Origin of the sequence: Pseudoalteromonas sp. SCQQ13, from assembly GCF_015864415.1 — a bacterium.
Taxonomy (GTDB): domain Bacteria; phylum Pseudomonadota; class Gammaproteobacteria; order Enterobacterales; family Alteromonadaceae; genus Pseudoalteromonas; species Pseudoalteromonas nigrifaciens.
On the sequence record NZ_JADYXG010000014.1, the window covers coordinates 59,728 to 74,646 of the forward strand.

14 protein-coding genes and 1 pseudogene are annotated in these 14,919 nt (G+C 39.5%); 5 read left to right on the top strand and 10 right to left on the bottom strand.

Annotated elements, in window-relative coordinates; genetic code table 11:
* Window positions 1-8: 8 nt before the first annotated feature.
* Genes I6F41_RS12300 through I6F41_RS12315 form a run of 4 tightly spaced genes read right to left on the bottom strand, consistent with a single transcriptional unit; the run spans window position 9 to window position 3,339 of the window.
* Window positions 9-935, bottom strand: coding sequence for a DNA repair protein (locus tag I6F41_RS12300; protein ID WP_182684080.1), 927 nt, complete (start codon window positions 933-935; stop codon window positions 9-11).
* Between the two features lie 3 nt (window positions 936-938).
* Window positions 939-1,343, bottom strand: coding sequence for a hypothetical protein (locus tag I6F41_RS12305; protein ID WP_182684081.1), 405 nt, complete (start codon window positions 1,341-1,343; stop codon window positions 939-941).
* A 14-nt stretch (window positions 1,344-1,357) separates the two neighbouring features.
* Entirely contained in the window at window positions 1,358-2,431 is a 1,074-nt protein-coding gene (locus tag I6F41_RS12310; protein WP_182684082.1) for a hypothetical protein, read from the bottom strand.
* A gap of 32 nt (window positions 2,432-2,463) precedes the next feature.
* Window positions 2,464-3,339 (bottom strand): helix-turn-helix transcriptional regulator, encoded by an 876-nt coding sequence (locus I6F41_RS12315; protein WP_182684083.1) that lies wholly within the window; start codon window positions 3,337-3,339, stop codon window positions 2,464-2,466.
* Window positions 3,340-3,415: 76 nt separating this feature from the next.
* Between I6F41_RS12315 and I6F41_RS18050 the strand changes: the two are divergent.
* Window positions 3,416-3,593 (top strand): annotated as a pseudogene (locus I6F41_RS18050) (IS3 family transposase); the annotation flags it as partial.
* A 680-nt stretch (window positions 3,594-4,273) separates the two neighbouring features.
* Here the strand turns inward: I6F41_RS18050 and I6F41_RS12320 are convergent.
* Both I6F41_RS12320 and I6F41_RS12325 read right to left on the bottom strand, forming a co-directional pair.
* Window positions 4,274-5,641, bottom strand: a complete 1,368-nt coding sequence (locus I6F41_RS12320) for an MFS transporter (protein ID WP_182684084.1) — start codon at window positions 5,639-5,641, stop codon at window positions 4,274-4,276.
* A 367-nt stretch (window positions 5,642-6,008) separates the two neighbouring features.
* Window positions 6,009-7,376, bottom strand: coding sequence for an MBL fold metallo-hydrolase RNA specificity domain-containing protein (locus I6F41_RS12325; protein WP_404936207.1), 1,368 nt, complete (start codon window positions 7,374-7,376; stop codon window positions 6,009-6,011).
* Between the two features lie 344 nt (window positions 7,377-7,720).
* On the opposite strand from I6F41_RS12325, the gene I6F41_RS12330 reads away from it, so the two are divergent.
* Window positions 7,721-8,887 carry a nucleotide sugar dehydrogenase gene (locus I6F41_RS12330; RefSeq protein WP_182679281.1) on the top strand — a complete coding sequence of 389 codons (1,167 nt, stop codon included), beginning with the start codon at window positions 7,721-7,723 and terminating at the stop codon, window positions 8,885-8,887.
* 233 nt (window positions 8,888-9,120) lie between these two features.
* Here the strand turns inward: I6F41_RS12330 and I6F41_RS12335 are convergent, their stop codons facing one another.
* Complete coding sequence (locus tag I6F41_RS12335; RefSeq protein ID WP_182684086.1) at window positions 9,121-10,047, bottom strand: manganese-dependent inorganic pyrophosphatase; 927 nt, start codon at window positions 10,045-10,047, stop codon at window positions 9,121-9,123.
* A gap of 119 nt (window positions 10,048-10,166) precedes the next feature.
* On the opposite strand from I6F41_RS12335, the gene I6F41_RS12340 reads away from it, so the two are divergent.
* The 3 genes from I6F41_RS12340 (at window position 10,167) to I6F41_RS12350 (ending at window position 12,004) form a co-directional block, all read left to right on the top strand.
* On the top strand, window positions 10,167-10,673 hold the full coding sequence (locus tag I6F41_RS12340; protein ID WP_182684087.1) for a hypothetical protein: 507 nt from the start codon (window positions 10,167-10,169) through the stop codon (window positions 10,671-10,673).
* Between the two features lie 25 nt (window positions 10,674-10,698).
* On the top strand, window positions 10,699-11,508 hold the full coding sequence (gene mutM / locus I6F41_RS12345; RefSeq protein WP_182684088.1) for a bifunctional DNA-formamidopyrimidine glycosylase/DNA-(apurinic or apyrimidinic site) lyase: 810 nt from the start codon (window positions 10,699-10,701) through the stop codon (window positions 11,506-11,508).
* Window positions 11,509-11,656: 148 nt separating this feature from the next.
* Window positions 11,657-12,004, top strand: coding sequence for a four helix bundle protein (locus I6F41_RS12350; protein ID WP_182684106.1), 348 nt, complete (start codon window positions 11,657-11,659; stop codon window positions 12,002-12,004).
* A gap of 211 nt (window positions 12,005-12,215) precedes the next feature.
* Here I6F41_RS12350 and I6F41_RS12355 read toward each other — a convergent pair whose 3' ends face one another.
* Genes I6F41_RS12355 through I6F41_RS12365 form a run of 3 tightly spaced genes read right to left on the bottom strand, consistent with a single transcriptional unit; the run spans window position 12,216 to window position 14,658 of the window.
* Window positions 12,216-12,716 carry a DUF3299 domain-containing protein gene (locus I6F41_RS12355; protein ID WP_086996534.1) on the bottom strand — a complete coding sequence of 167 codons (501 nt, stop codon included), beginning with the start codon at window positions 12,714-12,716 and terminating at the stop codon, window positions 12,216-12,218.
* An 11-nt stretch (window positions 12,717-12,727) separates the two neighbouring features.
* Complete coding sequence (locus I6F41_RS12360) at window positions 12,728-13,975, bottom strand: ABC transporter permease (protein ID WP_179807851.1); 1,248 nt, start codon at window positions 13,973-13,975, stop codon at window positions 12,728-12,730.
* Window positions 13,972-14,658 (bottom strand): ABC transporter ATP-binding protein, encoded by a 687-nt coding sequence (locus tag I6F41_RS12365; RefSeq protein ID WP_182684089.1) that lies wholly within the window; start codon window positions 14,656-14,658, stop codon window positions 13,972-13,974. Before I6F41_RS12365 ends, I6F41_RS12360 begins: the two co-directional genes overlap by 4 nt.
* Window positions 14,659-14,919 lie beyond the last annotated feature (261 nt).

A 14,919-nucleotide genomic window follows, 5' to 3' on the forward strand; every position in this document is an offset into this window, starting at 1 on the left:
ACTCCATTTTATGCTGCTAAGACTTGAATTGACTCAGTCTTTTTGAATAATTTCTCAGCTGCACTTTTGTCATTTTTAACCACTTCACCTGTATCGCTGATATACCCTAAAATAGCCATTTCCTTTAAAACAATAGAAAGATTAAACAGGGCTTGAAACTCTTCAATATGAACGATAGGAATAAGCCTAAAATCTAACTTAAGTGTAAATAAATGGTCGGAATTAGATTGCTGTTTAAAGCGCTGTGTCTGAATGCCATATTCAAAACGATCAAGCAACTTGCTATAGTTTTTAATTAATACATTAAAGTACTCAACAACAGTATCAATTGATGTAGCGACCACTTTTAGCTGCTTCTTGTGTGCTGTCATTTTGATGATTTCTTCATCAATGCGCTTTTCTTCTTCTTGAACTTGCAGCAATGATTGCTTTGCTGCTTTTCTTGAAAAAATCCCCAACGTTAATATATGTCCTGCAGCTGCAATAAAACTCATATTATTAAAGTCGATCAGGAATAATTCATTCTTATTACGTCCTCCGGTTTTCTTTTTAACTTCTAATATCCCATCATCAAAGAGCTCTTCAAATGGTTGCCCTTTGACTGTGACATTTGTGAGTCTGTTAGCCATAGTGGTAAAACGTTTAAATTGAATATTATAAATATCTGCTTTGAACGAATTAATAGTGCTCACTTTGTCTTTAATATCATCACTAATTTCTTTGACAGCTTTCTCGTACTCGAACTTTGCTTTATCATATTTTTCGGTTATTTCAGCATAAAGCTTTTCTGCTTTTTCAAAAGTTGTTTTACCAGTTACGGCTCCCCATGCTTTAGAGCACTTCTCTTTTACCGTTGTAACTATTTCAGATACCGTTTCAACCGTTTTGCGATAAACATTTTTTGCTGCGCTCCATAGTTTGCTTCCCCAGCCCATACATTACCCCTTATTCAATATGTTGTAACCTTCATTAACCAGATCTGTCATGGCTTCAACCCAGCGTTGAATTTTTCTGATTTCATAATTATCTATATCAAAGGCTAAACCAATTTTATCCATGTATTGTGCTTCTGCATCACATACTTCACCATCGGCTAATAAAATACCAAAAAGCTCAATGAGTAGAATGCGCTTATTACGTGTTTCTGATTTAGCTAAAACTTTTATTACTGAATCTATTCTTTCTTGCTTTTCAAGAGAGTACTTTGGCAATTCACATTCATAAACAAATGACTGAAATATTTCTTTTTCCTCCTCTTTTAATTCACCGTTTAACCCCATTGCGTAGTAGGCTAATTCTAGAAAATTCTTTTTCTCACCAATTGATAATTCACTTAGATACATTGTCGGCTCCAGATTTAGTATACTTTTTCTATTTTTTTAGGGGTTTTGGTTGTAGTGCTATAAATGTATTCATTGCGTTTATTTATCTCGCCAGCTTTGTCATATTCATATTCAAAGGTAATTTCTCCCTTATCATTAAATTCAACGCCTTTTGAAATTTTTCCTTCTTTATCGAAAAGCATTCGATATTTCAATACATCACCGGCTAAAGTGTCACTACTCCGTTTAATCCCTTTTTCATAATTAAAGCGAGTAATTTGTCCTGTATTTTTGTCTGTCATCTGTACAACTTTGCAGTCACCTAAATACTTTTCAAAGTCAGAAGTATCGATCTTTAAGTTTTTTTGTTTAGCTATGTTGCTAGTAATTTCACTTAAATTCTCTACTCTGATAGTTTGAATCAAACTAGATAATTGCTCAAAAGCAGATGTCCTTTCTTGTTTAGTTTTAAATGATTGAGCTTTTAATTCTTTATCTAACTCTCTGCTTAGCGAACCGACTTTGTTTGATAAGTGCTCGTATATTTCACTGGCTTGTTTCTGAGTTGATACACTATTATCTTTTTGTCCTTGGTTTAGTGCCGTAAAATATTTAGCTGAGCTAGTTTCAATAACTTCTAAATTAGAAGTAAGCAGTAGTTTTATTTCTTTGCTTAGTGCTTTGTTTTCATTGCGTAGGTTGCTTTGCTCGTCAGAAAAATGGCTTATAGAAGTTGAAATGTGTTGAGTTGCGTCAACTAAAAATTGTTTATAAGATTCGAAATCATTTGCACTTCTTTCAGTCAGATCTATAAACTGTTTCTTATAATTGAAAAGAGTTTCGTTAAAGTTATCTATAATTAATTTTTGTAAATCTGTGTTAGCTTTTAAGCTTTCAGTTTGCTTATTAATAACGTCATCAATGCGCAAATTAGTTGATGCAGATAGGTCATTTAGCGCTTTTAATAAGCTATTATAGTCTTTCGAGCTTTTCTCAGAAATACTTGTGTTCATCTGTTTAGTTTTGTTTAAAAGTATCCCCAGCAATATGAGCAAGATTAAACCTTGCGCCACAGTTGCAATAAATACATACATCAAATTAATTTCCATATAAGCCTCTGTTTTTTAAAATTATGATTGATTTAAGTAGTTTTGGTATCTACACGTAGCTTGTCATTCAAACTTAATGGTGAAATAACTACGACGTGGGGTAACCAATATTTAATAGTTGGTAGAATCTGTTTTTCGTGTGCGACCATGGAGGTTATAACCAGGCTACTATCATCACATGTTTTTGTTATTTCTTGCTCTGGTAGCAATTGGCGTCGAGTAAAGTAACCTGCAACGTTGGCACTAATTTTTAGAATAACTTCAAATTTAGTTTCACTAAAAAATACTCCTTCATCTTCCTCTATTGCAGAGAGTATATTTTGCTGCAGAGTAAATGATTCACGTTGCTCTAAAATGTGATTGACTTCAGATAGATGAAATGTTTTTAAGGTATTGTTATCTAGCGCAGCTAAGTACCAAACCCCCTTGTTGTTAACTAATCGATATGGGTGAATGCTCGTGTATTGTTTGTCTTTATAGCTAAAGCTAATACACTTTTTGTGCTCAATGATTATTTCAAGTTTATTTAGATTGGATTCAACTTTATGCTTTGGCTCATGACAGTGGCCTTTAATAATAAATGGGTTATTAATCGCTTTAGATAAAATTGAACAAATGAAGCTGGTATCTAAGCTTGGATAAAGCGCTTCAATACCTGATATAACTGCGAAGTGACGTAGAACCTTTGGTGAAAGTCTACCTAGCGCTGAAGGGGATAAGCTGTATTGTCCTTTACTTTCAAGCATAGGCAATAAACTCAGGCGCTCATTTAAGTCGCATTGGAGCGTACGAATGCTTTCATTAAACTCTTTTGCAAGTGAAGTAATGCTAATCGTTTTTGCATCGTTTAATTTGGTCATAATACTTGCGAGTCGCTCTGCAAGCTTAACTTCTGTGGAAGAATTCAAATCACTACATCCTTGTAATTTATAAATTTCAAAGTACATCATTCGTGCAAGGTTTTAAAGACCTGATTAGAATAATTTTAAAATAAGTCGTTATCGTGCTGCTAAGCTAATGATTAAATTAAAGCTAGGAAGCTGCCAAGTACCTCACATTTATATAAATGCGGCGATAAAGAGCACCTTGAAATCCCAGTCTACTTGATAGGCAGTTTGATGTTGTTGGGCCAGATAGCGTGTGGTGCGGTGATGTTACGTATAGTGTGATCGGAGTTCAGCATTAGCATGGAGTGCTTAAATGAACCACGAGTCTATTTGAAATTCATAAACGAAATGGCAAGAGCTAGCTTGTTTATGGCGCTGTCAGGTTGTGCAGGTGGCTGAGTCTGAGCGGCAGTGACTTATTGTATGCTAATAAGGTGATGTAACTCGCTGACAACGGGGAGTGAGGTGAATTCGTTAAGCCAATATGCTCCTCAAGGCTGAGAAGTGGACGGATGAAGAACATGAGTCTATTAATCCGCATCTATGGGCTGAAATGTCGCCATTGCCTACACGAATTATGAGGCAATATGGCGCAGTAAACAGTTACAAGTATGGATGTTGTTACCAAGTTGTTAGGCTAAATGTAGGGGGGTAATAAGGGAGCTAGTGCATTATTATAACTCTGCACTTGCACGCCATCGTGTTTACATGGGGAATGACGAAAAGAACAAATGAGCATATGGCAGTAAGGTGGATGCTTATAAAGTGTTTGAAAAGATGTTATGTAGGGCGATCCTCTAAAGGGGGGGGGATGAACTTTTAAAAGCAGCCAGGGAAATACCCTCTCCGTAGGAAAGTCGCTTGTTTCTACACAAAAAAGTAGCCTAGATCGTATGAGTATGCCGCTCTGCTGAATTTAGTATTTATACATACTTTAAATTATTTTAAACACAATTTAAGCCCGGCCACGCAGTGCAGAAATACAGCTTGCGAGGATCACAAATCCTAAAGACATTTTAAACGCCAATGAAACGGTACTCATTAATGCGGGGCTATTTTGCGCTGAAAAAGTACTGTCTCCAAGGTAATACTGCACAATTAAGTTGATTAAGCTCATACCAAATAAATTACCAATCGTGCGTGACAAATTCATTGAAGAAGATGCGACACCTAGCTCGCTTTTATCTACTGCGCCCATAATGGCATTGTTATTTGGGGTCGAAAATAAGCCAAAGCCAATGCCCAATAATAGCAGTGAGCCGCTAATATAGGTTGTACTTGAACTAACCGACAGCTGTGATAGTAGAAAAAAGCCAATCATAACAATGATACAGCCTAATGTGGCAAGTAAGCGTGGTTGTATTTTATCGGCAAATTTACCTGCCAGTGGCGCCATGATAGCCATTGAAACGGCTTGGAGTAATACTATTTTCCCAGCATGTGCGGGGCTTAATCCTTTAATGTATTGCAAGTATAAACTTAACAAAAAGGCCAGTGAAAAGTTACTGGCATACATTAAAAATGACGTAGACAGTGAGAGGCTAAATACACGGCTTTCTAAAAACATTTGTACCCTAATGAGTGGCCGCCGGCTGCGACTTTGATGAACAATAAATAACATCAAAAAGGTGATTGAAAGTAATGTTAAAAGCCAGCCTGACATACGTGGTAAATCACTTAACCCTAATACTAAGCACAGTGCGAAAAGCGAGAAGATAACGGTGCCCCACCAGTCAAACGGTGATTTTTTATCGTTTTTCCACTCACCCTGTAAAAACAATTTAATGGTAATGAGCAGCATAAGTACCAGTGGGATCTGCGAGTAAAACACGGCGCGCCATCCCCACATTTCAGTAAGCCAACCACCCATTGCCGGGGCTGCGCTGAGCCCTATATACACACATGCCGCAGAGGTGCCCAGTGCCATCCCTCGTTTATTATCAGGTGTGACAGAGGTTATGATGGCAACGCCGATACCAAAAATCATGGCGCCTGCGGCTCCTTGTATAAAGCGCCAAAAAAGCACCCACTCAATCGATGTTGCCAGCGCACACATAAGCGAGGCCAGCGCATTTAAGGCTAAACCAGAAGCATATACGCGTTTGCGGCCATAGTTGTCTGCTATTTTTCCGCACGGTAGCATAAACATGACGCTACTGAGTAAATACAAGGTGGGCATCCACGCGATCATTTTCGCGCTCGCATTTAAATCTTCAGCGAGATTTGGGATCGCTATGTTAACGCCTGCCATGCCAAGTGGCCCTATGATAGAGCCGCTACAAACGATAATAAGTGCAATGGTAGTCGAGGGAAGTTTAAACAAGAAGAGTCCTTTTATTTACTAGTCTTAAAAATGATACGTGTAGATATTTGCTTGTAAAGGCTTTGATGTCGTTGAGAGCGAAGCAATGACTTTAGGTCAGTATAATTGCGTGATTCCCCCAAACAGGTGATTATTTACCAGGTTGGCATACTTGCATCTGGCTCAGAGTATCATTCCAGAGAAAGCGACAGCGCTTATATGTGCTACGCATTATGACTAAAAAAGGGAGGAAGATCTTTATGATTTGAAAATTAAAATGTTCAATATTAAATGCTGTTTAATAAAAGTTTTCATTGTGGATAATTGAACGAAATGGCAGCTTTACACACTGTGTACTAAGACTTCATTTACCTATGGTTAATTTTTATTATTTAGCGATTTCCACGAATGTTTTTTCTCCTAAAATTTCGCGATATTTATTTGCGAGCGCATTTTTCGCATCATCATCGCCATGCACTATTTTTATATGGTTGGGCTTTTTACGCATGCCGGTTACAAATTTTATTAACCCATTTTGATCTGCGTGGGCGCTGTAGCCGCTTATAGTGTGTACTTTGGCGTTTATGATAATGCGAGTGTCGTTTACAAATACATAGCCGTTACGAGGGCCATAGGTTTGTATATCATGCCCTAATGTGCCGCGTCCTTGATAGCCTACAAACAGTATGTCGGTGGTTTTGTCACTTAAAAAACGCGCTAGGTAATTTACAATGCGCCCGCCGGTGCACATGCCGCTGGCGGCTAAAATAATGGCGGGGGTTTGGCGAGTGGCTAAGTAGTTAATAATGGCCACATGCTCTTTATGAGTGTCGATTGTGGTTAGGTTTTTAAAGTCGAGCGGGTGGCGGCCTTTGGCAACTTTGCGTTTGGCTTCAGCGTCCCATAAATGTTTAAAATTTCTGTACTGCTCAGTAAAATTTGCCGCCATGGGGGAGTCTAGTATTACGTGTATGCTGTGCCATGGTGAGTTTTTAGGTGCGCTGTGAATTAACTGCTCTAGTTCGTAAAGTAGCTCTTGGGTGCGACCTATACTAAACGCGGGCACGAGTACTACGCCGTTATCGGCAACCGCACCTTCGATTACTTTTTTTAATGTTTGAGTACGCTCTTTACGCCCTTGATGGTTTTTATCGCCATAGGTCGATTCAATGACTAGAGTGTCGGCTTTATACGGCGGCTTAGGTGTGGGTAATAGGGGAGTATAGGGCGCGCCTAGATCGCCAGAAAACACCACGCGATGCGTACTTTTACCTTGTGTGTTGTTAGAAGTGGTTTTAGTGCTTTTGTTCTCAAGAATGTCAATTTCAACATAGGCTGAACCTAAAATGTGCCCGGCTCGCTGAAACCGTGCTTTGGCTGTTTGGGTATTTTCAGCATTACTAACGCTTGGATTGATAGGTAAGTTAAACCAGGTTTTAAAATCAACCGCAACAATGCGCCTAGCTAATAAGCTTAAACAGGCTGCAATTATTTTAGGATCGCGTGTTACCCCTACTTTTAATGCATCTTCTATTACCAGTGGTAATAAACTGGCCGACGCTTTAGTGGTGTAAATAGGCCCTTTAAATCCCGCAGCCAATAAATACGGTATGCGCCCCACATGATCAATATGGCAATGAGTAACAATTAATGCCGTAACATTAGTTATATCAAACCCAATAGCTAAATCAGTTTTTGAATCCTCCCCCTGAAATAGTCCACAATCAATGAGTATTGATGTGCTGTTATTTATCACTAGTTCATGGCACGAACCGGTAACGCCATTAACAGCCCCATGATGCAGTATTTTCATTGTTCGTCCTTGTATGCTTAAAAAGGGCGGTGATCTACTTTTAGCCGTAACTTTCAATTAAAGATGAAAGCAGCTTTTAAGTGTTTTAACGTATTGTTTGTAACAGCTTAGTTTTAATTAGTTTAAATGCAAGGGTAGGTAATGGGTTGCGATTAGTTTTCAGTTAGAAATAAAAATAAGGGCAGAGTGTGTTGCTAGTGTGTTTTTTGCACTTTTCAATTTGCCTATAATTTAGCCTTAACTATACTTTTAGCTGATATAGAATATTTTAAATATTAGGGATGAATATGAAGGTAACAGTTGTAGGTACTGGTTATGTTGGTTTGTCGAACGCCATGTTACTAGCCCAGCATAACGAGGTTATAGCACTTGATATAGATGAGCAAAAAATAGCCCTTTTAAATAATAAGCAATCGCCGATAGTCGATTTTCATATAAGTGAATATTTACAACGAGATGATATAAATTTTACTGCAACAACTAATAAAAGCATGGCGTACTGCAACGCTGACTTTATTATTATAGCGACCCCTACCGATTACGATACCCACACTCATAATTTTAATACCAGCTCTGTTGAGGCCGTGATAAACGACGCTTTGGCTTATAATCCTCACGCGGTAATAATTGTTAAATCGACAGTGCCAGTGCGTTTTACGCAGCGGATGAAAGCGCAGCTGGGCGTAGACAATATTATATTTTCTCCTGAATTTTTACGTGAAGGTAAGGCGCTTTACGATAACCTACACCCATCACGCATTGTGGTTGGTGAGCAAAGTGAGCGTGCTGCTGTATTTGCTAATTTACTTAAGCAAGGGGCGATTAAACAAGATATAGCAGTGTTGTTTACTGAGTCGACCGAAGCTGAAGCCATTAAATTATTTTCAAATACCTATCTTGCAATGCGGGTCGCATATTTTAACGAACTTGATACGTATGCCGAAGCGCATGGATTAAATAGTAAACAAATTATACAAGGGGTTGGACTTGACCCTCGCATTGGTAATCATTATAACAATCCATCGTTTGGCTATGGTGGCTATTGTTTGCCAAAAGATACCAAGCAGTTATTAGCAAATTATAAAGACATACCCAACAATATGATTTGCGCTATTGTTGATGCCAATACCACACGTAAAAATTTTATAGCGGATTCAATTATTAAACGAAATCCTAAAGTCGTTGGAATTTACAGGCTCGTTATGAAAACGGGATCTGATAACTTTAGAGCGTCTGCTATTCAAGGGATCATGAAGCGAATTGCAGCCAGTAATGTGCAAATGGTGGTGTATGAGCCAGAGCTTAAAGAAGATGTTTTTTATAACTCTCGCGTTATTAGAAACTTAAATGAATTTAAACAAATATCTGATGTAGTTGTTTCTAACCGTATGGTTGAAGAGTTGAGTGATATTACAGATAAAGTATACACACGCGATTTATTTGGTAGTGATTGAAAGTAAATAGCAGATAGCAGGTAGCAAGTGGTCAGGCAGAAATAAGAGTTGAAAGAGCCAGCTAAAGGTTCAAGGGCAGTGGTCAGGTTTTAGTCATAAATAAAGAGCAGAGTAGTGTTTGATAGTGTGACTTTATAACATTTGATTACTACGATTTTAAACAAAAACACCGCGTTTAAATAAACGCGGTGTTTTTTTGAAGTCTGATTGCTGACCTCTAGTATCTGCTTACATTATACTTTTTGAAAAGCGTCTTGTAGTGGTGGTACTACTTGCTTTTTACGGCTCAGTACGCCGTCTAGCCATACTTTTCCGTCTGCTGGTTTTTCACCATAAGCTTGCTCTACTAGGTTTGCGTCGTCTGATGCAATTAGCATTTCTGAGCCTTCTTTCATGATGTCGGTAAGCAGTAAAAATACTGAGTGGCGGTTACCTTCAGTTTTAAGCTTGGCGATATCGGTCGCTAAATCAGCTTTAATATCGTCAAATACTGCAAGGTCGATCACTTCTAGCTGGCCTATACCTACTAGGTTGCCGTTCATGTTAAAGTCTTTAAAGTCGCGCATAACCAGGTCGCGTATAGGCGTGTCGGCAACTGCCGATTTAACGCGAAACATCTCCATGCCGAGCTCTTTAGGATCGTCAATACCAGCTATTTCTGCTAGCGCTTCAACACATTTAATATCAGCGGTAGTGCACGTTGGCGATTTAAAAATAACGGTGTCGCTTAAAATAGCACACATCATAATACCGGCGATGTTTTTAGGGATTTCTACATTGTAAAAATCGTACATCATTTTAATTATGGTGTTTGAACAACCTACAGGGCGGATCCAGCACTCTAGTGGTGCTGATGAGGTTAGGTCGCCAAGCTTATGGTGATCTACCACGCCGACTATGCGAGCTTGGTCTATATCATCGGGTGCTTGGGTTTTTTCTGTGTGGTCAACAATATACACATCTTCGCCGGCGTAGCTAAGCTTTAGCTCTGGCGCTTCGAAACCAAATTTATCAAGAATAAACTGAGTTTCTGGTGAAACTTCACCAAGACGCGTTGGAATGGCTGGTTCATTAATTTGGTTTTTTAAATAAGCGAGTGCAATTGCGCCGCATATTGAATCTGAATCTGGGATTTTATGGCCTACTACATACATTGACATTGATGAAACTCCTAAAAATTTGCGCGTATTCTAACAAAGTATAGTGGATTTAACATATAGACAGTGTAATTAAGTTTTGGTTACACTTTAAACTATTGAGCTAATTAGGAACATCGAGCATGCAATTAAGCCGTAAAGGTTGGAACAACGTTATTATTTTTTCGATGTTGATTATGATCTTCTTTTTAAATGGTTGGCACAAAGATATTGGTGGTAGTAATAACGAGCCGGTACTGCAACCAGTGTTACCAATACAAAGTTTTGTATTAACGTTGAGTTTTGTTGATCAAAAAATTGAACGTATAGGCACAAGCTGGCGTACAACCGCATTACAAACCGATGTGCCGCTTACTTGGCAAGGTACGGAGCAGCAGCTAGGCGAACTGGTTAACTTATGGCAAAGTGCTCAGCTTATGTCGGTTCATGAGTCAGTTGTGTTTAATCCTAATGCACCACTCTCGGTAGCTACCCTTGAACTGGCGGGCGAACCATTACCTTGGGTGTATTTACTTTACAAGGGCGATGGCCAGTATTATTTACTCGAAAAAAATAGTCAGCGTGTATTTGCGCTTGATTTAGCCGTAGTTAAACAGTTGTTTCCTAGCTCAACCCCGAGCGAACAATAATCTTTATAATAAAGTGAGTGTATAAATGCCTGAATTACCAGAGGTAGAAGTAAGCCGCATGGGCATAACCCCGCATGTTTTAAACCAAGTTGTTACTAAGGTAAATATTCATAATGGCAGCATGCGTTGGCCGGTACCTGACGATGTATATCAGTTAACGGGTTTAACCGTAACGGGCGTTGAGCGCCGTGCAAAGTATTTGTTATTGCATTGTGAGTTAGGCGCTACTATTTTGCATTTAGGTATGTCGGGAAATTTACGCGTAGTAAGTGCTAACGAGCCACTTAAAAAACACGATCATATAGAATTTATTTTTGCTAACGGTAAAGCGCTGCGCTTAAACGATCCGCGCCGCTTTGGTTGTTGCCTATGGCAAGCGCCGGGCTCAGTTCATAAGTTACTGGCAAAGCTTGGGCCTGAGCCGCTTACGGACGAATTTTTTGCGAAACAGGTATATCAGCAATCACGCAATAAAAAAGTGCCGGTAAAACAATTTATAATGAATAACGCTATTGTCGTAGGGGTCGGTAATATTTACGCTAACGAATCATTATTTAAAGCAGGAATAGACCCTCGCCGCGAAGCCGGTAAAGTATCACTGAAAAGTTTTGAAGCGCTTATCCCTATAATTAAAGACACGCTAGCCGCAGCAATAACCCAAGGTGGCACCACCTTAAAAGATTTTGCCCAAAGCGATGGGAAACCGGGTTACTTTGCTCAGCAACTTTTAGTGTACGGTCGCAAAGGGCAACCTTGCTTGGTGTGTAAAAGCGAATTACAAGAAGTTAGGTTAGGGCAAAGAAGTACTGTGTTTTGTGGGAAGTGTCAGAAGTGAAGGGCAGGTTATAGGTATCAGGTGTCAGGTGTCAGGTAGAGATAAAAACAAGGTTTCAGGGGGGAGGTGTTAGTTTTAAATATTTGTATTTTGTTAATTAAAAACTAAGCTAATTTAATCAAAGTATCTGTACAAGGGTGTCAGAATGATGAATTTTGAAAACTTAGATGTTTGGAAACGCTCTACCCGTTTAAGTGCAGATATTTATAAAAACCCAACATTGAAAAAAGACTTTGGCTTTAGGGAGCAATTAACGCGATCAGGCTTATCTGTCCCTAGTAATATAGCAGAAGGAATGACGCGAGATAGTGATAAAGAAAAAGTTCGCTTTTTAGATATTGCGCGTTCTTCGTTAGCTGAAGCTCGAACACAAATTTATATTGCCATAGATATAAATTATATAGAATCGGATGTTGGTCGGGCTTGGTTAAACGAAACCTTTGAGTTATCAAAAATGCTGACAAGCTTGATATCTAAAATTAAAACTCGAATTTGAAGATGACAAAAGTGGCTTTAGTTTAGAGAGAGCTAAAGCCAAGCTCTGAGTTTAAGTTAGATGCGCGCGAGCAATTTACTACTGCGTTTATTTAATTCAAAAACGTGGAATAAGTACACACTTATCAGAGTGGTATTTTTATCATTTTGCTGACACCTGACACCTGACACCTGACACCTGACACCTGACACCTGACACCTGACACCTGACTTTAAAGCTCAAACGGAGCTACGCCTACGGCTTTCATTGTGTAGCCTACTTGGGCTATTTCGCCTGACCATGTTTGGGTGCTAATTACACCAGTCACTACTATGGCGTCGTATAGGCTGTCGATGGGGACTCCGCCTTTAATGGTTACATGTACTATTTGATTTGGCGGCGGCGGCGGTACGTGTATGCAGGCGCCAAAATAAGGAACCAGTAAAAATTCGGTAATTACTTCACTGTCGCCTTCAAGTGGTACTACAAAGCCCGGTAGGCTTACCGATTTACCATCAAGTGCTTTTACTACAGGTGCGTTTAGATCTGGTTGAACCCAGTTTTGTTCACTGCCTTCGTGGTTAGCTTGCGCTTGGGTGTTTATTTGCATATGACCTTGTGGAATTAGGTCTTCCCAAAAAATTTCTTTGGGTGGATTTGCACTACTAACAAAGCTGGTTAGCATTAAGCTTACCAAGGCGATGTATTGAAAAATTGTTTTTAAAAACGTCATGATTGTCCTAGTTATATTTTTATACTCATGCCATCGCTGAGCGAGTAAAAGTAAGCGCGAGTTGCGGGAATTAAACCAATAATAAATCCTGCAATCATAATAACGCCTATAAGTGTGAGTTCATAGTAAGAGAGCATGGCAATATTAATGCTAATACCAGCGTGACTTTGTAAGTAACCTGCGCCAAAAAACATCAGCGCATAAAATAATACACACCCAACTATGCAGCCGAGTAAAGTGGTAAGCAGTGACTCTATGCTAATGAGCGTAAATAGCTGCCATGGCCGAGCGCCTACTGAGCGTAATATGGCAAGCTCTCTGCGGCGCTGATTAAGATTAGCTAGGAGCGTGGTTAACATGCCAAGCAAGCTAATAATGACTACCACAACAGAAAATAGCAGCAGTATTTTTTCAACAATAGCGAGCATTTCCCATAACTCTTTTAGCGTTACTGTGGGCATAATACCCAGCAGTGCTTCTTTTTTATATTGGTTTATATTGCGCCTAATTTGCAGCGTGTAAAGTGGTGAGTTAAAGCCCATTAAAAACGCAGTAATTTGTTTTGGGTGGCCAACTAAGTTGCTATGTTCCTCGTGCTCATGTTCGTCATGCTCTGCACTATGGCCACCATGGATTAAATCGATAGCGGCCAGCGGTATATGCAGCGTTTTATCTACTGGTGTGCCGGTGGCATTTAAAATACCGACCACTTTAAACGGGTTGTCATCATGATGATGAAAACTAGTGCTGCCCATACCATGAGATATAACAATGCTGTCGCCCAGTTTATAGTTTAATTTACTCGCTACCTCACTCCCCAGCACGACTTGGTTAATCGTGTTAAATGCGTGGCCTTGCTTAAAGCTCAGTGGCTGCTTTTTGCCAAACCGATAATAATTAAAGTAATCAAGGGTGGTGCCTAATACTGCTTGGCCTTTGTGGCTGTCGCCAAGGCTTATTGGAATGCTCCACTTTACGCCGCGTTGTCCGGTTATGTATTCATAACTTTGCCAACTCACACCATTGTTAGTGTGGCCTATTCGAAATACGGACGAGAGCAGCAATTGAATATCGCCAGTGCGCGCACCGACAATTAAATCGGTGCCCGAAATAGTATTACTAAAACTGCTTTTTGCGTCTATGCGTACCCGTTCAATGCTTAGCAGTAACATGACGCTAATGGCGATGGTAAGTAAGGTTAACAGCACGCTACTACGACGGTTTAATAGGCTTTTATAGGCGAGTTTAATTAAGATCATGATGCTGCCTGCAAATTAACTAAATCGATGCTGCGATTAAAAAGTGGTTGCAAACTTTCGTCGTGGCTAACAAATACTAAAGTACTGTTGGCGTGCTTAGCTTGCTCAAACAGCAGTTTTATAAAGCTTTGGCGGTTGTTGGTGTCGAGCGCCGATGTGGGCTCGTCGGCAATAATTAACTCTGGGCTGCCAATAAATGCACGCGCGGCAGCCACACGTTGTTGCTGGCCAATGCTTAATTTACCCACATCTTGATGATGTAAATGTTGCGCTAACCCTAAGGCATTAAGCAATCTTGCGGACTCTGCGGTTAAGCAGTGTGATTGCTGCAGCGCCCGTTGTTGGCGCTGCTTTGAAAACTGGCAACCCAAGCTTACGTTTTCCAGCGGCGTTAAATAGGGGAGCAAATTAAAATTTTGAAAAATATAACCAATATGATCCGCTCTAAATACATCGCGCTGAGTATTACTTAGGCTGTTTAAGTTTTTATTTAAAATACTTACTTCACCGCTGGTGGCGGTATTAATACCCGCTAATAATGCCAGTAAGGTCGACTTACCACAGCCACTTGGTCCATGTAAAAACACATGCTCGCCTTGCTTAATGTTCAGCTGGTTAATATTAAGCGTGGGGCTAACTGCATTTTTATGCCATTTAAATAACAGCTTAGAAAGTGTGATCATAACAACTTAATAGTTAAACATTTATAGTTGTGATGTTAAGCGATAATAAAAGGGAAAGGAAGGAGGGGCGCGTTCAGTGGTTATATTTCAGCGGCCAGCTTAATATTAGCCAAGCATTGAGCTAATCAAACCCTTTACGCATGGCTTAAAATATAAGCATTCATATAATGGGTATGAAAGAGAGTAAATGAAAAGCAATACAGTGATATTAATAAACCCAATAGCTAAGGAATCATTTGCATTTGAGAATCGAAGTATATT